17 protein-coding genes and 1 tRNA gene are annotated in these 18,663 nt (G+C 73.7%); 16 read left to right on the top strand and 2 right to left on the bottom strand.

The features are described 5' to 3' along the window. The first annotated feature begins 253 nt into the window (after positions 1 to 253). The 7 genes from CGE01nite_RS03470 (at position 254) to nadD (ending at position 8,478) form a co-directional block, all read left to right on the top strand. Complete coding sequence (locus tag CGE01nite_RS03470; protein ID WP_141369017.1) at positions 254 to 3,760, top strand: ribonuclease E/G; 3,507 nt, start codon at positions 254 to 256, stop codon at positions 3,758 to 3,760. A gap of 232 nt (positions 3,761 to 3,992) precedes the next feature. After that, positions 3,993 to 4,301, top strand: coding sequence for a 50S ribosomal protein L21 (gene rplU / locus CGE01nite_RS03465; protein ID WP_174773416.1), 309 nt, complete (start codon positions 3,993 to 3,995; stop codon positions 4,299 to 4,301). Positions 4,302 to 4,365: 64 nt separating this feature from the next. After that, complete coding sequence (rpmA, locus tag CGE01nite_RS03460; RefSeq protein WP_048343210.1) at positions 4,366 to 4,623, top strand: 50S ribosomal protein L27; 258 nt, start codon at positions 4,366 to 4,368, stop codon at positions 4,621 to 4,623. 144 nt (positions 4,624 to 4,767) lie between these two features. After that, positions 4,768 to 6,285, top strand: a complete 1,518-nt coding sequence (obgE, locus tag CGE01nite_RS03455; RefSeq protein ID WP_048343211.1) for a GTPase ObgE — start codon at positions 4,768 to 4,770, stop codon at positions 6,283 to 6,285. Between the two features lie 87 nt (positions 6,286 to 6,372). Beyond that, a complete protein-coding gene (gene proB, locus CGE01nite_RS03450) occupies positions 6,373 to 7,515 on the top strand; it encodes a glutamate 5-kinase (protein WP_048343212.1) in 1,143 nt (380 codons plus the stop codon). A 199-nt stretch (positions 7,516 to 7,714) separates the two neighbouring features. Next, on the top strand, positions 7,715 to 7,870 hold the full coding sequence (locus CGE01nite_RS16870) for a hypothetical protein (protein ID WP_170210884.1): 156 nt from the start codon (positions 7,715 to 7,717) through the stop codon (positions 7,868 to 7,870). 38 nt (positions 7,871 to 7,908) lie between these two features. Then, entirely contained in the window at positions 7,909 to 8,478 is a 570-nt protein-coding gene (gene nadD, locus CGE01nite_RS03445; protein ID WP_048343214.1) for a nicotinate-nucleotide adenylyltransferase, read from the top strand. 751 nt (positions 8,479 to 9,229) lie between these two features. Here the strand turns inward: nadD and CGE01nite_RS03440 are convergent. Continuing rightward, positions 9,230 to 9,610: a hypothetical protein gene (locus CGE01nite_RS03440; RefSeq protein WP_141369015.1), complete on the bottom strand. Its 381-nt coding sequence runs from the start codon at positions 9,608 to 9,610 to the stop codon at positions 9,230 to 9,232. On the opposite strand from CGE01nite_RS03440, the gene CGE01nite_RS03435 reads away from it, so the two are divergent. The 5 genes from CGE01nite_RS03435 to CGE01nite_RS03415 all read left to right on the top strand — a co-directional run bounded on the left by CGE01nite_RS03435 (position 9,597) and on the right by CGE01nite_RS03415 (position 12,538). Continuing rightward, on the top strand, positions 9,597 to 9,854 hold the full coding sequence (locus CGE01nite_RS03435) for a hypothetical protein (protein WP_141369013.1): 258 nt from the start codon (positions 9,597 to 9,599) through the stop codon (positions 9,852 to 9,854). The genes CGE01nite_RS03440 and CGE01nite_RS03435 overlap by 14 nt on opposite strands. Before the next feature lie 25 nt (positions 9,855 to 9,879). After that, a complete protein-coding gene (rsfS, locus tag CGE01nite_RS03430) occupies positions 9,880 to 10,272 on the top strand; it encodes a ribosome silencing factor (RefSeq protein WP_048342993.1) in 393 nt (130 codons plus the stop codon). Then, positions 10,269 to 10,964 carry a histidine phosphatase family protein gene (locus CGE01nite_RS03425; RefSeq protein WP_141369011.1) on the top strand — a complete coding sequence of 232 codons (696 nt, stop codon included), beginning with the start codon at positions 10,269 to 10,271 and terminating at the stop codon, positions 10,962 to 10,964. Before rsfS ends, CGE01nite_RS03425 begins: the two co-directional genes overlap by 4 nt. Positions 10,965 to 11,090: 126 nt before the next feature. Beyond that, positions 11,091 to 11,163 (top strand) — tRNA-Ala (locus tag CGE01nite_RS03420). A gap of 187 nt (positions 11,164 to 11,350) precedes the next feature. Continuing rightward, positions 11,351 to 12,538, top strand: coding sequence for a zinc-dependent alcohol dehydrogenase (locus CGE01nite_RS03415; RefSeq protein ID WP_141369009.1), 1,188 nt, complete (start codon positions 11,351 to 11,353; stop codon positions 12,536 to 12,538). Positions 12,539 to 12,864: 326 nt separating this feature from the next. Here CGE01nite_RS03415 and CGE01nite_RS03405 read toward each other — a convergent pair whose 3' ends face one another. Further along, a complete protein-coding gene (locus CGE01nite_RS03405) occupies positions 12,865 to 14,202 on the bottom strand; it encodes an APC family permease (protein ID WP_141369007.1) in 1,338 nt (445 codons plus the stop codon). 106 nt (positions 14,203 to 14,308) lie between these two features. Between CGE01nite_RS03405 and CGE01nite_RS03400 the strand changes: the two genes are divergently transcribed. The 4 genes from CGE01nite_RS03400 to CGE01nite_RS03385 form a co-directional block, all read left to right on the top strand. Further along, a complete protein-coding gene (locus tag CGE01nite_RS03400) occupies positions 14,309 to 14,662 on the top strand; it encodes a DUF488 domain-containing protein (RefSeq protein ID WP_229747402.1) in 354 nt (117 codons plus the stop codon). 4 nt (positions 14,663 to 14,666) lie between these two features. Beyond that, on the top strand, positions 14,667 to 16,520 hold the full coding sequence (locus CGE01nite_RS03395; protein WP_141369005.1) for a threonine/serine exporter family protein: 1,854 nt from the start codon (positions 14,667 to 14,669) through the stop codon (positions 16,518 to 16,520). A gap of 139 nt (positions 16,521 to 16,659) precedes the next feature. After that, complete coding sequence (locus tag CGE01nite_RS03390; protein ID WP_048342997.1) at positions 16,660 to 17,424, top strand: hypothetical protein; 765 nt, start codon at positions 16,660 to 16,662, stop codon at positions 17,422 to 17,424. Between the two features lie 144 nt (positions 17,425 to 17,568). Continuing rightward, a partial coding sequence (locus CGE01nite_RS03385; protein ID WP_255318468.1) for a phosphoenolpyruvate carboxylase occupies positions 17,569 to 18,663 on the top strand: 1,095 nt, incomplete at its 3' end.

The following is an 18,663-nucleotide window of genomic DNA, read 5'->3' as shown; positions in this document are numbered from 1 at the left end:
CGGTTCGACGAGCGTCCACACCGCGAGGCGAACCCGTGAGCTCGCACCCAGTGCGCTGCGCGCGCCAGCCGCCGCCGCACCGTCGAGAGGCCCAACCGGGCCCGGACGGACGAGGCAGGCGAAGGCGCCCGCCGGCCCGGTGTGCGGCCGCGCCCGACGACTTCCGTCGCCACGCGCCGCGTGAGTGACGACCGACCGACCGAGGACCGCCACGCGTGTGGAGGGCGGTTCGCGGCACCCAGGAGCGCTCCGCGTGACCGATCAGAACACCCCCGACCTCGCAGCAGCGTCGACGCAGGAGGGGGCAGGTGCGGCCGCCGCACCCCCGCGCCGCCGACGCGTGTCCCGCCCGGCGGCGGCACCCGAGGCGGCCGTCCAGACCACCGCCGTCGAGACGCAGGCGGTCGAGACGCCGGCCGTCGAACCCGCGGCCGAGGCGGCCGCCGAGGCGTCGTCCTCCACCCGGACCCGCCGGGCGTCCTCGAAGTCGACGTCCGCGAAGTCGAAGGCATCCACGCTGGCCGCCGCTGCCGAGCCGGGTCTCGCCGAGTCCGGTGCCGCCGAGCCTGCCGCTGTCGAGTCCGGCGCCGTCGAGTCCGGCGCCGTCGAGTCGGCCCAGGTCTCCGAGGCGCCCGCGCGGGCGACCCGCCGCAAGCGGGCGACCCGGGCGACCGGTTCGGCCACGGCGGCCGACGACGCGAACGCCGCTGCGCCTGCCTCGCAGGACACCGGGGCGCAGGTCGACGTCGCCGGTTCGAGCATGCCTGCGGCCGACGAGGCCGCGCCCGAGAAGCCTGCTCGCCGTCGCCGCGCCGCGGTTCGCCCGGTCGCGGCTCCCGAGATCGAGCTCCCTGCTGCGAGCGACGCACCCGTCGCGGCGGCACCGGCCGGTGACGCCCCTGTGGCCGACGCGCCCGTGGCTGAGGAGGCGCCCGCGGAGAAGAAGCCCGCTCGCCGGCGCGGCCGTCGCGCGAGCGCGCCCGCCGACGAGCCGGCGCCCGCGGCGGACACGACCGTCGAGGACCAGGCGACGGACGAGCCTGCCGAGGACGAGGCGGCCGAGGACGCGGCGATCCGGGACGAGACGATCCAGGACGAGACGATCCGGGTCGAGACGACTCAGGGCGAGGCCGCCGTGGTCGAGGCTGCGGCCCCCGCAGCCAAGGAGCGCGTCGCCCCGCGCCTCGCCACGACCGCACTGCTCTTCCAGGCGCCCGACCCCGCGCAGGCCCGGCCCCGCCGCCGTCGCGTGACTTCGAGCGCGGGTTCGCCCGAGGAGATCTCGCAGGCCGCGCGTCAGGCGCTGCTCGACGCCGAGCGCGCGCAGGACGAGGCGTCTGCCGCGCCCGAGGCGACCGACGAGCCGCGCCAGGACGAGACCGCGGAGCAGACCGAGGAGCGGCCGAGCCGCCGGCGTGGCCGCCGCGGCCGTGGTGGCGCGGCGCGCTCCGGCGAGGCGCCCGTGGGCGACGAGCCGAAGGACGACGAGGTCGAGCCCGTTCTCGACGGGGGCGCGCCGGCCGACGAGTCGCCGGAGTCCGCCGAGGCCGACGAGCTGGTGGACGACCAGGACGACGACCAGCAGGACGAGGCCGACGGCCAGCCGGCGCAGCGTCGTCGTCGCCGCCGGGGTGGTCGTGGCCGTCGTCGGCCCGACGCGTCCGAGCGTGACGAGGACGGCGAGGCCCCCGCGACCGACGAGTCCGAGGAGCCCTCCGAGGCCGCAGACGAGCAGGACGCCGAGGACGACCAGGAGGACGGTGGCTCGAGCCGTCGCCGTCGTCGTCGCCGCCGGGGCTCGCGTGCGGGGGAGACCTCGTCGGAGCCCGCCGAGTCGCGTCGTCGGGGCAGCGACGAGGTCACCGCGCTGCGCGGCTCGACCCGGCTCGAGGCCAAGCGTCAGCGCCGTCGCGAGGGGCGTGACGCCGGTCGGCGCCGCCAGATCATCACCGAGTCGGAGTTCCTGGCTCGCCGGGAGTCGGTCGAGCGCTCGATGATCGTGCGCGAGCTGCACAACCGCATGCAGATCGCGGTGCTCGAGGACGGCGTGCTCGTCGAGCACTACGTCTCGAACCAGCAGCAGGCCTCGATGGTCGGCAACGTCTACCTGGGCCGCGTGCAGAACGTGCTGCCGAGCATGGAGGCGGCGTTCGTCGACGTCGGCAAGGGCCGCAACGCGGTCCTCTACGCGGGCGAGGTCAACTGGGACGCGGCCGGCCTCGAGGGGCAGCCGCGGCGCATCGAGCAGGCGCTCAAGTCGGGCGACTCCGTGCTGGTGCAGGTCACCAAGGACCCGATCGGCCACAAGGGCGCGCGTCTCACGTCGCAGGTGACCCTCGCCGGTCGCTACCTCGTGTACGTGCCGGGCGGCGGCATGACCGGGATCAGCCGCAAGCTGCCCGACACCGAGCGCAACCGCCTCAAGAAGATCCTGCGCGAGGTCGTCCCGGACTCGGCGGGCGTGATCGTGCGCACCGCGGCCGAGGGCGCGAGCGAGGACGAGCTGCGTGCGGACATCGCCCGCCTGCAGTCGCAGTGGGAGGCCATCGAGGCCAAGTCGAAGACCGCGTCCGCGCCGGCGCTGCTCCAGGGTGAGCCCGACATGGCGATCCGTGTGGTCCGTGACATCTTCAACGACGACTTCTCGTCGCTCGTGGTGCAGGGCGACGAGGCGTGGTCGACGATCTCGTCGTACATCGACGAGCTCGCGCCGGACCTCGCGCGCAAGGTCTCGAAGTACACCGGCACGGGCGACGTGTTCGCCGCGCACCGGATCGACGAGCAGCTCGTCAAGGGCATGGACCGCAAGGTCTGGCTGCCGTCGGGCGGCTCGCTCGTCATCGACCGCACCGAGGCGATGACGGTCGTCGACGTCAACACCGGCAAGTTCACGGGTTCGGGCGGCACGCTCGAGGAGACCGTGACGCGCAACAACCTCGAGGCGGCCGAGGAGATCGTGCGCCAGCTGAGGCTGCGCGACATCGGCGGCATCATCGTCATCGACTTCATCGACATGGTGCTCGAGTCGAACCGTGACCTGGTCCTGCGGCGTCTGGTCGAGTGCCTCGGGCGCGACCGGACCAAGCACCAGGTCGCCGAGGTGACCTCGCTCGGCCTGGTCCAGATGACGCGCAAGCGCGTCGGCCAGGGCCTGGTCGAGGCGTTCTCGGAGACGTGCGAGCACTGCCACGGCCGTGGGTTCATCGTGCACAGCGACCCGGTCGAGAAGAACGCGCGCCCGGACTCCGGTGCTCCGCAGCAGCCTGCGCCGTCGGCCGACGAGCCGAAGCGCTCGCGTCGCAAGCGCGGTGCGAAGGAGCCCGCACCCGCCGCGCACGCCCCGGTCCCCGTGCTGCCGCAGGAGCGTGCGGCGGTCACGGCCACGCTCGCGACGATCGCGGCCGCGGCCGCGCACGCTCACGAGCTGCACGACCAGCACCCGGCGGACGAGCAGCCCGGTGACGTGCGCCCGCAGGACGGGCCCGTTGTCGAGCACGGCACGCCGGAGCCGGACGCCGGCGCCACGGACGTCCAGGCGGCCGACGACGAGCACACTGTCGCGGAACCCGCAGGCGCCCAGCCGGTCGACACGGGAGCGGCGGGCGCCGGGCACACGCAGCCGACGCTCGACGTGCTCGCTGAGCTCGCGACGCTGCGTGGCACGGGCGCGCAGGAGGAGCACCTCGAGCTCACGCCTGTGGACCCGTCGGTGTTCGTGACGTTCGACTCCGACGAGTCGGAGCAGGACGCCGAGGACTGACGGCAGGGAGGGGCGTACCTCACGTCGGTCAGGTTTGACCGTGCGGCGTGGGGTCCGTACCCTAGAACACCGGCGCGTCTACGCGCGCTAGTCATGTGTGCCGCCATCAAGGCGCCGACGCGACACCCCCACGGCACCGGTCCTCACCGGACGTAGAGGGACGTGCGCGGGCGCAGGCGGGCACCGGCGAACTTTGGACCGAGCAGTTCGACGAGCAGAGATGAGCAGCAACGTGGTGTACGCGATCGTGAAGGCCGGCGGCCGCCAGGAGAAGGTCGCCGTGGGCGACATCGTCGTCGTCGACCGTCTCGCCGCCCAGGCGGGTTCGACCGTCGAGCTGCCGGCGCTGCTGCTCGTGGACGGCGAGAAGGTGACGACCGACGCGGGTGCGCTCGCCAAGGTCAAGGTCACGGCGGAGGTCGTCCGGGACGAGAAGGGCCCGAAGATCGACATCCTCAAGTACAAGAACAAGACCGGCTACCGCAAGCGTCAGGGTCACCGCCAGGCGCTGACCCGCCTCAAGGTCACCGGCATCAAGTGATCTCGCGCCGCGGCACGCCGCGGCTGCAGCGACAAAGTCTGAGCAACCCGAGAGCAGGTTCGTCATGGCACACAAGAAGGGCGCGAGCTCCTCGCGCAACGGTCGCGACTCGAACGCCCAGCGCCTGGGCGTGAAGCGCTTCGGTGGCCAGGTCGTCAAGGCCGGCGAGATCCTCGTCCGCCAGCGCGGCACGCACTTCCACCCCGGCAACAACGTCGGTCGCGGTGGCGACGACACGCTGTTCGCGCTGGCCGCCGGTGCGGTCCAGTTCGGCACGCGCCGTGGCCGCAAGGTCATCGACATCGTGGCCGCCGAGGTCTGAGTCTTTCGCTGACGCGTTCAGCGACGCGAAGGGGCGCACCGCACTCGGTGCGCCCCTTCGTCATGTTGTCGGTCGTCGCGGCCCGCCGCGGGCGCATGATCGACACGAGTAGTCCACTGCTCCCGACACCCCAGGAGGTCCACCATGGCGACGTTCGTCGACCGCGTGGTGCTGCACGCGACCGGTGGTGACGGTGGGCACGGCTGCGCGTCCATCCACCGCGAGAAGTTCAAGCCGCTCGCCGGCCCCGACGGGGGCAACGGCGGCAACGGCGGGTCGGTGATCCTCGCGGTCGACCCGCAGATCACCACGCTGCTCGAGTTCCACCACCTGCCGCACCGCCACGCGCCCTCGGGCACGCAGGGGATGGGCGACCACCGCGCGGGCTCCACGGGCGAGGACCTGGTCCTCGGCGTGCCGGACGGCACGGTCGTGAAGTCGCCCGACGGCGAGGTCCTCGCCGACCTCGTCGGCGTCGGCGCGCAGTACGTGGTGGCGGCGGGCGGCCGCGGTGGGCTCGGGAACGCCGCGTTGGCCTCGCCGCGTCGCAAGGCGCCCGGCTTCGCGCTGCTCGGCGAGCCGGGTTCGAGCGCGGACGTCGTCCTCGAGCTCAAGACGATCGCCGACGTCGCACTGGTGGGCTACCCCAGCGCGGGCAAGTCCAGCCTGGTCGCCGCGATCTCCGCGGCGCGGCCCAAGATCGCCGACTACCCGTTCACCACGCTGGTGCCCAACCTGGGCGTGGTGCAGGCGGGCGACGCGCGCTACACCGTCGCCGACGTGCCGGGTCTCATCCCGGGCGCCTCCGAGGGGCGCGGGCTCGGCCTGGAGTTCCTGCGCCACGTCGAGCGGTGCGCGGTGCTCGTGCACGTGCTCGACTGCGCGACGCTCGAGCCTGGCCGTGACCCGATCTCCGACCTCGACGTGATCGAGGCGGAGCTTGCGGCGTACGCGGGGGACCTGTCGATCGAGGGTGGCCGCGTTCCGCTGACTGAGCGCCCGCGCGTCGTCGTCCTCAACAAGATCGACGTGCCCGAGGCACGCGAGCTCGCCGAGCTCGTCCGCCCCGAGCTCGAGGCGCGTGGGCTGCGCGTGTTCGAGGTCTCGACCGCGAGCCACGAGGGCCTCCGGCCGCTGACGTTCGCGCTCGCCGAGATGGTCGCGAAGGCTCGTCGGGACGCGCCCGCGCCCGAGGCGACGCGCGTCGTCCTGCGGCCGCGCGCGGTCGACGACGCGGGGTTCACCGTGAAGCGTCGCGAGGAGGGCGGCTCGGTGTGGTTCCACGTCCGCGGCGAGAAGCCCGAGCGCTGGGTGCGCCAGACGGACTTCAACAACGACGAGGCCGTGGGCTACCTGGCCGACCGCCTCGCCCGGCTGGGGGTCGAGGAGCGTCTGTACGCAGCGGGTGCCGTCGCGGGTGACGAGGTACGGATCGGTCCCGACTCCAACTCCGTGGTGTTCGACTGGGAGCCGACGCTCATCACGGGCGCCGAGCTGCTCGGCCGCCGCGGTACCGACGCCCGCCTCGACGACCACTCGCGGCCGACCCGCGGCGAGAAGCGCACCGAGTTCAAGGAGCGCATGGACGCCAAGGCGGCGGCGCGCGCCGAGCTGTGGACCGAGCGGCAGCACGGCGTCTGGACGGACCCGGACAAGGACTGAGCAGGACGAACCCGGCGCCGGATCGCGGATCGGTCCGCGACTCGGGCGCGGGGACGGTGAGGCTGCACGGAGAGGCAGAATGCGCACGTGACCGCTGCTGCCTTGATCGCACGCTCCGAGCTCGGCTCGGCCGGCCGGGTCGTCGTCAAGGTCGGGTCGTCGTCGCTCACGAGCCCGGACGGGCGGCTGGACCCGGACCGCCTGCGTGCGCTCGTCGACGTGCTCGCGGCGCGGCGCGCGGCCGGCGGGCAGGTCGTCCTCGTCTCGTCGGGTGCGATCGCCGCGGCGATCGGCCCGCTCGGCCTCGCGGCGCGGCCGCGGGACCTGGCGACCCAGCAGGCCGCCGCGTCGGTGGGGCAGGGGCTGCTCGTCGCGCACTACACCAAGGCGTTCGCGGACCACGGGCTGCGCGTCGGGCAGGTGCTGCTGACTGCGGACGACACCGTGCGTCGCGGGCACTACCGCAACGCGCACCGCGCCCTGACCCGGCTGCTCGACCTCGGCGTCGTGCCGATCATCAACGAGAACGACGCGGTCGCGACCGACGAGATCCGGTTCGGGGACAACGACCGCCTGGCGGCGCTCGTCTCGCACCTCGTGCACGCCGACGCGCTCGTCCTGCTCACCGACGTCGACGCGCTGTACACGGCCGCGCCGTCGCAGCCCGGCTCGCGGCGGATCGCGCGGGTGGACGGCCCTCGGGACCTCGAGGGCGTCGACGTCTCGCGGCGCGGCTCCGCCGTCGGCACCGGGGGCATGGTGACCAAGCTGGAGTCCGTCGCCATCGCGACCGGGTCGGGCATCCCGGTGGTGCTCACGTCCGCCGCACAGGCCGCCCAGGCGCTCGAGGGCGACGACGTGGGTACCTGGTTCGCCGCGACGGGCCGCCGCAAGCCCATCCGGCTCCTGTGGCTCGCGCACGCCGCCCGGATGCGGGGTCGACTCGTGCTGGACGAGGGTGCCGTGCGTGCGGTCGTCGAGCGGCGGACCTCGCTGCTGCCCGCGGGCGTCACCGCCGTCGAGGGGACGTTCGAGGCGGGCGACCCGGTCGAGATCGTCGCGCCGGACGGTCGCGTCGTGGCGCGAGGCCTCGTGGCGTTCGGCGCCGACGAGGTGCCGAGCCTGCTCGGACGGTCGACGCACGACCTGCGGCGCGAGCTGGGCGCCGGCTACGACCGCGAGCTCGTGCACCGCGACGACCTCGTGCTCGTACGGCGTCGGCAGGCCTGAGCGGCGCCCTGCGACTCGTCGCACGTCCCACCGCCCGACGGACCGTGTGCAGGGTCACGACGGGCGTCCACCTGCACACGCGTGCCCACCCGGCCCCGCGGTCGTGGTGCGGCGTGCGACAATCGATACCGCTCGGCTCACGTACTGCGAGAGTCGCGCCGCACCAGTCAGCACTTACTCGAGCACCCGGAGGACCGCCGTGCACGCCGCCTTGATCGTCGCCGCCGAGGAAGCCGCCGAGAAGGCGCACGAGCTGCCGTTCCCTCCGATCGTCTTCGGGATCGGGGCGTTCGTCGGACTGGTTGCGATGCTGCTGTTCACGTACGCGTTCCGCCTCGTCGGCACCCGTCACTGACCGGCGTGCTCGGTCGGCAGGTGACGCGACTGGGCGTGATGGGCGGGACGTTCGATCCCGTCCACCACGGCCACCTGGTGGCGGCGAGCGAGGTCGCGGCGCGGTTCGGGCTCGACGAGGTCGTGTTCGTGCCGACGGGCGTCCCGTCGTTCAAGCAGGACCAGGACGTCACCCCCGCTGAGCACCGCTACCTGATGACCGTGATCGCGACGGCGTCCAACCCGCGGTTCACGGTCAGCCGCGTGGACATCGACCGTGGCGGTGTGACGTTCACCGTGGACACGCTCCGGGACCTCAAGGCGCAGCGTCCGGGTGCCGAGATCTTCTTCATCACCGGTGCCGACGCGATCGCACAGATCCTGACGTGGAAGGATGCCCAGGAGCTGTTCTCGATGGCGCAGTTCGTGGCGGTCACCCGTCCCGGGCATGCGCTCTCGATCGAGGGATTGCCGGAGGATCGGGTGCACGTGGTCGAGATCCCGGCACTGGCGATCTCCTCGACCGACGTGCGGGCCCGGGCACGGGCCGGCCAGCCGGTCTGGTACCTCGTCCCTGACGGGGTCGTTCAGTACATCGCGAAGCACCAGCTGTATCGAGGTTTGTCATGACGGAACCAGGAGCACGGCCGCGGCGCCGTGACCTGCACCGCAGCGACGAGGGAGTGACGGGGACGAACCCCGTCAGCCCCGAGCGAGCGCCCGGTGCCGGCGCGGCGACGCCGCACGCAGACGGCCCCGTGCCGGGCTCGCGTCGCGCACGCCGCGAGCAGAGCGGCGCCACGCCGAGCCCGTCGCCCCAGCAGGCGCCGCACTCCTACACGCCTCCGCCGGTCGCTCAGCAGCCTGCGCCGCAGCGGGTCTCGCCGACCGCCGCCCCGCCGACGGGTTGGTCGGGTGGACAGGGTGGCCCGTCCGCCCCGCGCCCTGCCGCCGACGGTCGTCAGCGTCCCGCGCCTGCCGGCCCGTCCGCCGTCCGCCCCGCCGCTGCGCCTGCGTGGGCCCCGGCCCAGCCGGCGGGCGCGCCCAGGCCGGCCGCTCCCGGGGCTCCCGGGGCCGGCCCGTCCGCGCCTGCTCCCACGCCGCAGGCCGAGCGGCAGCGCCGGTCCGCACGCGACACGATGCTCGACCCGACGAGCTCACGGTCGGTCCCCGCCCCGTCGAGCGCTCCGCGACAGCCCGCCGCGCCCTCAGCGGGCGCCGCACCTGCCGCGGCGCCCGCTGCGCCGAGCCCCGTGGTGCCCGCGGCGCGGACGTCCGCATGGCCGGGCGCGGCGACCGCTCCGGCCCCAGCGACGCCCGTGCCGGGCCGCACGCCCGCCGGCCCGGCACAGTCCGGCGCCGACGGGCCGCAGCTGCCTCGTCAGGGTGGCGTCCCGCCGCGCACGTCGACCTCGCGGCCGGCGGCCGCCCCGACGGCGCCCGCGGCCGCGCCGGCTGCGGGCACGGCACCGTCCTGGTCGTCGCCCGCGTGGCGTCCCGACCCTGCCGCGGCGGCACCGCCGCAGACCTCGAGTCCCGTGCCGCCCACCGGCTCCGCGCCCGCCGAGGCACCGGCCTCGTTCGCGCCGACGTCGGCGGCCGCTGCAGCTGCCGCGCAGGCGGCTCCCGCCGCAGCACCGGCCGGGACCTGGGCCCCGGGCGCCGGCGCGGGGTGGACCCCGACTCCCGCGGCGCCGGCCGCGCCCGAGCCGGACCAGCCCGCCGTGCCGGCGTGGGGTGCGACGCCCGTGAGCGCGGCCACCGAGTCGGAGCGACCCTTCGCCCCTGTCCCGGGCGCTGAGCACGACGACGACGAGGACGACGAGGTCGAGTCCCGTCCGCGCCACCCGTACACCTGGCTGCACCTGATCGTGCTGGCCCTCGTGGCGTTCGTGCTCGGCTTCCTGCTCGTCCTGCTCTATACCAAGGCCAACGACGGGGCGAGCGCCGCCTCGAGCGCGCTCAGCATCGTCACGACCGCACCGAGGGCCGGGCCGAGCGCCTGAGCCCGCCCCCGACACAAGGAGATCCGTGACCGCCACCGAACGTGCCGTCGAGCTCGCCATCGCCGCTGCCCGTGCAGCGTCCGACCTCAAGGCGCAGGAGATCATCGCGCTCGACGTGAGCGAGCAGCTCGTCCTGACGGACGTGTTCCTCATCGCGTCCGGGACGAACGAGCGGCAGGTCGGCGCGATCGTCGACGCCGTCGAGGAGGCGCTGTACAAGCTCGGTTCCAAGCCGGTGCGTCGCGAGGGCAAGGCCAGCGGGCGGTGGGTGCTGATCGACTTCGGCGACATCGTCGTCCACGTGCAGCACGCCGAGGACCGCGTCTACTACGCGCTCGAGCGACTGTGGAAGGACTGCCCGCTGATCGAGCTCCCCGAGGACGCGCGCGGCGGTGACGGCACCGCGGACGACGAGTGAGCGTCGGTCGTCTGCTGCTCTGGCGCCACGGGCGCACGGAGTACAACGCCACGGCCCGGCTGCAGGGCCAGGTCGACATCCCGCTCGACGACGTCGGTCGCTGGCAGGCGCGCACGGCCGCGGCCGCGATGCTCGCCCGGCACACGCCGACACGCATCGTGAGTTCCGACCTCGATCGTGCGCGTGAGACGGCGCAGGCGCTGGGCCGCATGGCGGGCGTCGTGGTCGAGGTCGACGCGCGCGTGCGCGAACGCGGGTTCGGCGAGTGGGAGGGCCTGAGCGGCGCCGAGATCGCCGAGCGCTGGCCCGAGGACTACGCGCTGTGGCGCGCGGGCGGCGAGCCGACGCGCGTGGGCGCCGAGACGCGCCAGGTGGTCGCACGGCGCACCGCCGAGGCGATCACGGAGCTGTCGCGGGCCATGTCGCGCGACGAGACGCTCGTCGTCGTCTCGCACGGTGCGGCGATCAGCTCCGCCGTCGGTGAGCTCCTCGGCATGCCGGCCGCCTGGCGGGGGATGGCCGGGATGCACAACGCGCACTGGGCCGAGGTCGTGCCGTCGTCAGGCGACGTGCTCCCGGCGTGGCGTCTCGTCGCCTACAACCTGGGGCCGACGGACGCCTCGACGGACTGGAACGCCGGTCCGGACCGCGCCGACGACGAGCAGGCAGGCTCGACGCGCGACCCCGACTGACCTCCCGCGGCGCGCGCCGGCCCGCACGTGCGGGACGTGACGCGCGTCGCTCGGAGCGGATTGGCGTCCGGGGCCGTCCTCGTCCTAGACTCTCCGAGCGTCCCCACGGGGGCGACAACTTCACACGGGGCTGTGGCGCAGCTGGTAGCGCACCTGCATGGCATGCAGGGGGTCAGGGGTTCGAGTCCCCTCAGCTCCACCGTGTGATGACGCGGGACATCGTCGATCGATGTCCCGCGTCGTCGTTTCTGCGGTCCCCACACCCGACCGGCGTCGAGTGGTCGAGGCGCGCCGCCCAGGTGCCGACCCGCGGTGAGGATGCGAGGGTGGACGGGCAGCGACGGGTCGGCGAGGTGCCTGCGACTGCCCAGCCGTGAGGAGTCGCCGTGCGTGCACTGACCTGGCAAGGAACCCAGGACGTCGCCGTCGAGGACGTCCCCGACCCGACGATCCAGGAGAGCCACGACGCGATCATCCGGGTCACGTCCACTGCGATCTGCGGCTCGGACCTGCACCTGTACTCGGTGCTCGGACCGTACCTGGCGCGCGGCGACGTGCTCGGCCATGAGGCGATGGGCATCGTCGAGGAGGTCGGACCGGACGCGGGGGACCTGCGGGTGGGGGACCGGGTCGTCGTCCCGTTCGGCATCGCGTGCGGCAGCTGCTCGATGTGCCTGCTCGGTCTGCAGTCGCAGTGCGAGACCACGCAGGTGCGCGAGCACGGTTCCGGTGCCGCGCTGTTCGGCTACACGGCGCTGTACGGGTCGGTGCCGGGTGGGCAGGCGCAGTACCTGCGGGTGCCCCAGGCGCACTACGGTCCGGTGGTCGTCCCCGACGACGGCACGCCCGACGAGCGCTACCTGTACCTGTCCGACGTGCTGCCGACCGCGTGGCAGGCCGTCGAGTACGCGTCGGTGCCGGACTCCGGGACCGTCGTGGTCGTGGGGCTCGGGCCGATCGGGCAGATGGCGGCGCGTGTCGCGCTGCACCGTGGGGCGTCACGGGTCATCGGGATCGACTCGGTGCCGGAGCGCCTCGCCATGGCGGCGCGGCACGGGGTGGACACGGTGGACTCCGGGGACGGCGTCCTGGAGGCGGTCCGTGAGCTCACCGGCGGCCGCGGCGCGGACGCGACGATCGACGCCGTCGGGATGGAGGCGCACGGCGCACCGTTCGCGCACGCCGCGCACCGGGTCACGGCGGTGCTCCCGGACGCGCTGGGGCGCAAGGCGATGGAGACGGTCGGCATCGACCGCCTCGCGGGTCTGCGGACCGCGATCGCGACCGCTCGGCGCGGCGGGACCGTCTCCGTGGTGGGCGTGTACGGCGGCGCGGCCGACCCGATCAACCTGCTGGACGTGTTCGACCGGCAGCTCACGCTGAGGTTCGGGCAGGCAAACGTGCGCCGATGGGTCGACGACCTGCTCCCGCTCGTGGCGGACCCGACCGACCCTCTCGACGTGCTGGGGCTGCGCACGCACCGGCTGCCGCTCGAGGACGCTCCGGGCGCGTACGAGATGTTCCAGCGCAAGGCCGACGGCTGCATCAAGGTCGTGCTGGACCCGGCGGCCTGACAGTGCGAGCGTCCTCCCGCGGGCACTCGTGCGTCAGGCGTGCACGGGGAGACTCCGAGCTCGTCGAGCAGGGTGAGGGTGAGCGTGCGGATCTCGTCGCGGATGGTGGCTGGGTGCCCAGACACATACCGGGCGGAACACGGGCGCGACGGACACGCAGGTGATCTTCGTGGAGCTCAAGGAGCCCCGACCCGAGGCGGCAGAGGTTCCGACGGCCCTCGGCCCGTGGACGGAGTGACCGTCGACACCCGGTGGCTCCACGCCGGGGGGCCGCGGACGGTTCGGGGCGAGCGGCAGGCGTCTGGCGCGCCGACGACGGGATCGGCTCAGCGTCCGAGATCGGCTGACCCTTCGTGCTCGCGGCCGCGGTGGCGCGTGACGGCGTAGAGCACCGCGCCGAGCGCGATCAGGATCGCGGCCAGCAGCCAGTGCTTGGCTTCCTGGCGCGTGAGCAGCACCAGGCACGTCCCGACGGCGAGCACCGGCAGCGGCGTCCAGGCACGGAAGTGCGCGTGCTCGACGTGGTCGCGGCGCAGCACCAGGACGGCGACGTTGGTGCTCAGGAAGACGAACAGGAGCAGCAGGACCACGGTCGAGGCCAGGTCGGCGAGCGACCCCGTCAGGGTCAGGACCATGGCGACCGCCGTGGTCGCCAGGATGGCCACGACGGGCGTCCGACGCTCGGGCAGCACCCGCCCGAACACCGACGGGAGCAGCCCTTCCTCCGCCATGCCGTAGGTGAGGCGGCTGGCCATGACCATGGTGAGGAGCGCGCCGTTGGCGACGGCGACGAGCGCTACGACCGAGAAGACCTCGAGCGGCACGCCCCCGGCGACCTTGACGACCTCGAGCAGCGGCCCGCTGGACGCCTGCAGGTCGTCCGGGGCGACGACCGCGGGAGCCACCAGAGCGACGAGCAGGTAGACGACGCCGGCGGTCGCGATCGCGCCGAACAGGGCGCGCGGGTAGACGCGCCGCACGTCACGCACCTCTTCCGCGATGTTGGCTGAGGTCTCGAAGCCGACGAACGAGTAGAAGGCGATGAGCGCGCCGCCGAGCGTCGCTGCGGCGACACCCGTGCCCGACGGCAGGTCGGCGAGCCGGGACACCTCACCCTCGCCCCGGCCGAGCACGAGCGCTCCGAGCACGACGACGAGCACGAGGCCGCTGAGCTCGACGGCGGTCATCACGACGTTGGCGCGCAGCGACTCCTTGATCCCGCGCAGGTTGAGCGCTGCCACGAGCGCGAGGAAGACGAGCGCGGTCGGGATGGTCGGCACGTCGAGGAACGTGCCGAGGTAGTCGCCCGCGAACGCGAGCGAGAGCCCTGCCGCGGAGGTGACCCCCGCCGCGAGCATGCAGAACCCGACGAGGAACGACACCAGCGGTCGTCCGAACGCTCGCTGCGCGTAGACGGCGGAGCCGCCCGCCTGCGGGTACTTGGTGACGAGCTCGGCGTAGGACGCCGCGGTGAGCAGCGCCATACCGAGAGCGACGAGCAGCGGGAGCCAGATCATGCCCCCGGCCTCGGCGGACAGCTCGCCGACGAGCGCGTACACGCCCGCACCCAGGACGTCGCCCAGGATGAACAGGAAGAGCAGCGGCGCGGTGACCGTCCGGGCGAGGCGGGTCGGGCGTTCTGTCGTGGCAGGCGCGGCAGTCATCGTCCGAGTGTGCGTTCGAGTGCGGAGGGCCGCACCCGGGGCGTGCGCTGCGGTCGGTCGGGCGCTCGCCGGGTCGGCGCGGGCTCGTCGGAGCATGATGGGGCCCATGGTGGGGGTCGGGCGGGTCTATGACGAGGTCGGTGACGGGAGTCGGCGCGTGCTCGTCGACCGGCTGTGGCCGCGCGGGTTCCGCAAGGACGACCCGCGGATCGACGAGTGGCTCCCGGAGGTCGCGCCGAGCACGGAGCTGCGCCGGTGGTACGGGCACCGCCCGGAGGAGTACGACGAGTTCGCGCGCCGGTACGAGGCCGAGCTGAACCAGGAACCCGGCGCGGACGGGTTCGCACGGCTCGCCGCGCTCGTCGGGCTCGAGCCCACGACCCTGCTCACGGCGACCCGCGAGGTCGAGCTGAGCCACCTGACCGTGCTGGTCAGGCTGCTGGACGAGCGGGCGCGCTGAGCACATGACGGGCGCCGGGTCCGCGGTCGACGACCCCCTCGTCACGACCACGCCCGCCGAGCAGCGGCCCGCGGTGAGCGCGGAACCCACCGTCACGGCCGAGCCGATGCCGCAGGACACGCAGTCGGCGGGGCCGACGCCGACGCCCGACGCGTCGCCGAGCCCCACGCCGCAGCCGTCGCCTGAGACGACCACCGCGGCGCCGTCGGCGACACCCTCGCCGACGCCCTCACCGACCGTGACGCGCTCGCCCGAGCCGTCGCCCACCTCGACGTCGACCGCGCCCGTGTGGAGCACGCCGCCGACGGTCACCACGAGCGAGGTCCCGGTCGCGATGATCGTCCTCGCGCTGCTCGTCCTGCTCACGGCCGCGGCGGCCCTGATGCTGGTCGTGCGCCGGGCACGCGAGCGACGGCCGGCGGTCGAGGTGGGCGATGCGCCGGGGGTCGCGGCCGGCGGGGCCACCGTTCCCGCGTCGGGCGGGCTCACCGGGCAGCCGTGGACGGTGGTGGAGGACACCACGGCTGGCCTGGCCGTGGCGGAGGTGCTCGCGGGGCCGGCCGAGGAGGCCGGTGGCGACGAAGGGCCGCGCGAGGCGCCCGCCTCGCCGGACGACACGATCCGGTTCTGCCTGCAGCTCGGCGAGGCGATGATCGACACGACCGCGCCGGTCGTGCAGGTGCAGGATGCGCTCGAGCACGTCGCGCGTGCGAACGGGATCCCCGACGTCGAGGTCGTCGCGCTGCCGACCGCGCTCGTGCTGTCCACGCCGCGTGCGCAGACGGCGCGCACGGTGGCGGTCACGGCCGGGTCCCGGTCGATGCGGCTCGACCAGGTGCAGGAGGTGCTCGAGGTCGCGGACCTCGCGCGCGCGGGCTCGATCGGGCCGACCGAGGGCATGCGCCGGATCGGCGACGCGCTCGAACGTTCGTCGCCGTACTCGGCGTGGCAGCAGGCGCTCGGATATGTCCTGTCGGCGGCTGGACTCGCCCTGGTGCTCGGCGGTTCGCTCACCGACGTCGCGCTCGCTGCCGCGCTCGGGGCCGCGGTCGTCGGGTTCGCGACGCTCACGGCCCGGTGGGCGGAGCCGTACCAGGCGATCGTCGTGCTGGTCTGCGCGTTCGCCGTCTCGACGGCGGTCTTCTCGCTGGCCCGCACGGGGCTGGACGTGTCGCTGCTGCCCGCGCTCGTGGCGCCGCTCATCACGTTCCTGCCCGGCGCGCTGCTCACGACGGGGGTGATCGACCTCGCCACGCGGCAGATGATCGCGGGCGCGGCGCGACTGTCCGCGGGCGTCATGATGCTCGTGCTGCTCGCCCTCGGGATCGTCGCGGGCGCGAACCTCGTCGGGATCCCCGCGTCCTCCCTGCACGCGGGGGGCAGCCAGGCGCTCGGCTGGGTCGGCGCCTGGGTGGGGGTCGGCATCTTCGGGGTCGGCGTGACGATCCGGCACAGCGCCCAGCGGCGCGCGGTGCCGGGGATCCTCGTCGTCCTCGTCGTCGCCTACGCGGGGCAGCTCGTCGGCGGGGCGGTGCTCGGGACCCAGGTGTCGGCGTTCGTCGGCGCGCTCGCGATGACGCCCGTCGCGCTCGTCGTCGCGCGGTACGCGGGTGGGCCGCCAGCGATGGTCAGCTTCCTGCCCGCGTTCTGGCTGCTCGTGCCGGGTGCGCTCGGGCTCGTCGGGGTCACGTCGGTGCTCGGGGAGTCGACGGACCAGGGGCTGACCGCGGTCGTGACGGCGGGCACGACGATGGTCGCGATCTCCCTCGGCGTGCTCACCGGGCTGGGGGCCGGCTCATGGGTGCTGGACAGCCGCTGGTGGGTGCGCCCGGACCGGCGGGATCACCCCGGAGGATGACGTACCGCGGGCAAACTGCTTGCCTTGGACAGCAGACGGGTGACAGGACTGGAATGGTCACCATTGCCCGGTTTGACTCGGTTACTCTCCACGCGGCACCCACCCTCCGGGTGCCCACACGAACGTGGGGAGACACAGCATGACCGTGAACAGCCAGAACGCCGCCGGGGGCACCAAGCGCGCTCGACTGATCGCCGTCCTGGCGGGCGTGGCGCTCGCCGCCTCGACCGCCGTCGCAGCGCCGGCCGTCGCCTCCGACGCCCAGCCGGCCGCCGTCACGGTGTCGGTCAAGTCGTTCGACCAGCGCAAGTCGGCGACCTCGTGCAAGTACATCTACTGGACGTTCACCGCGTCCGGCCTGAGCAGCAGCCAGACGTACTACGCCGACGCGTCGCTGAAGCGCTCGACCGACTCGATCAGCAGCTACACGGTCGAGAGCCAGGTGAAGAACGGGACCAACAAGGTCAAGTCCTTCGTCTGCTCCTCGCTCCACAAGGCGGGCACCTGGAAGGCCAAGGTCGTCCTCAAGTCCGGGGGCTCCACGGTTGCCTCGTCCGCCACGGTCTCGTCCGTCATCCGGGTGAAGCCCGCGCTGAAGATCAGCAACGTGTACGGCACCATCGGCGGCTCGGCCACGCTCAGCGGCTACGCGGACCCGAGCGTGGACACCAAGGGCAAGACGGTCAAGGTCTACTTCAAGAAGAAGGGCACCAAGACCTACAAGCTCATCGGGAAGACGACGATCTCCTCGTCGGGCTCCTTCTCGCTCAAGACGACGAAGCTCGGTCTCGGCTACACGTACGTCAAGACCGAGAAGTCGGACTTCCTGGTCTCGAGCAAGTCGTCGTCCGTCCAGATCGTCAAGACCTCGTCCGCCTCGGCGGCGTCGCTCGCGGTGAGCTGACCTCTCCTGTCTCACCCCTCGGGCCCGGCGTCGTCTCCTGACGCCGGGCCCGAGGCGTGTCCCGGCCGGCCCGCGGGCGGTCCCGCCTGCTCAGGCCGTGGACCGGGACACCGGGACGAAAGACCCGTGCCTTATGTTGTGCGCGTGACAGCACCCCTGGCTCCGCACGAGAACCGGCGCGGCTCGGCCCGCCACGAGGTCCCCGAACCGCTCCGCAACGACGTCCGGGTACTCGGGGAGTTCCTCGGCCGCGTGCTGCGTGAGGCCGGTGGCGAGGAGCTCCTGAACGACGTGGAGCGGCTGCGCGAGCTGTCGATCCGCGCGCACGACGAGCCCGAGGGCGACGCCCTGGCGCTCGCCGAGGAACTCGTCGCGGGCTTCTCGCTCGACCGCGCGGAGCAGGTGGCACGCGCGTTCACGTGCTACTTCCACCTCGCGAACACCGCGGAGGAGTACCACCGCGTGCGCGTGCTGCGCGAGCGCGAGGCGAACGCCGACCCGCACGCGCTGACCCCGGACGACTCGCTCCCGGCGGCCGTGGTGAAGCTCGCCGAGGAGGTCGGCGACGACGAGGCGCGGCGCCGGCTGCGCGAGGTCGAGTTCCGTCCCGTGCTCACCGCCCACCCCACCGAGGCGCGCCGCCGCGCGGTCTCGCGCTCGATCCGCCGCATCGCCGAGCTCGTCGCCGAGCGTGACGTGCGCAGCTCGGGTGGCGTCTCGCTCGCGGAGAACGACCGTCGCCTCCTCGCCGAGATCGACACCCTGTGGCGCACCGCGCCGCTGCGCCAGGCCAAGCCGAGCGTGCTGGACGAGGTCCGCACCGTGCTCGGCGTCTTCGAGTCGACGCTCGCCGACGTCCTGCCCGCGGTCTACCGCCGGCTCGACGACTGGCTCCTCGACGGTGAGGCCGGGACCACCCAGCCCGTGGTCCGGCCCTTCGCCCGGCTCGGCTCGTGGATCGGTGGCGACCGCGACGGCAACCCCAACGTCACCGCCGAGGTCACGCGCTCGGCCGCGCAGCTGGCGTCCGAGCAGGTGCTCATCGAGCTCGAGAAGTCGGCTCGTCGCACCGCGGCCGGTCTGACCCTCGACGGCGCCGGGACCCCCGCGTCGTCCGAGCTGAACGCCCTGTGGCAGCGCCAGCGGTCGCTCTCGGAGCCGATCGCGACGCGCGTGTCGGCCGAGTCGCCGAACGAGCCGCACCGGCGCGAGCTGCTGTTCGTCGTCGAGCGGCTCGCC

This window comes from Cellulomonas gelida (assembly GCF_006538725.1).
Classification (GTDB): Bacteria; Actinomycetota; Actinomycetes; order Actinomycetales; family Cellulomonadaceae; genus Cellulomonas; species Cellulomonas gelida.
Note: the sequence above shows the minus strand (reverse complement) of the source record. Positions and strands in the feature narration are given on the sequence as shown.

Coding starts and splice junctions, on each gene's coding strand:
- CGE01nite_RS03405 (WP_141369007.1), bottom strand. CDS start 14,202: ATGACTGCCGCGCCTGCCACGACAGAACGCCCGACCCGCCTCGCCCGG.
- CGE01nite_RS03390 (WP_048342997.1), top strand. CDS start 16,660: ATGACCGTGAACAGCCAGAACGCCGCCGGGGGCACCAAGCGCGCTCGA.
- CGE01nite_RS03400 (WP_229747402.1), top strand. CDS start 14,309: ATGGTGGGGGTCGGGCGGGTCTATGACGAGGTCGGTGACGGGAGTCGG.
- nadD (WP_048343214.1), top strand. CDS start 7,909: ATGGGCGGGACGTTCGATCCCGTCCACCACGGCCACCTGGTGGCGGCG.
- CGE01nite_RS03395 (WP_141369005.1), top strand. CDS start 14,667: ATGACGGGCGCCGGGTCCGCGGTCGACGACCCCCTCGTCACGACCACG.
- obgE (WP_048343211.1), top strand. CDS start 4,768: ATGGCGACGTTCGTCGACCGCGTGGTGCTGCACGCGACCGGTGGTGAC.
- rpmA (WP_048343210.1), top strand. CDS start 4,366: ATGGCACACAAGAAGGGCGCGAGCTCCTCGCGCAACGGTCGCGACTCG.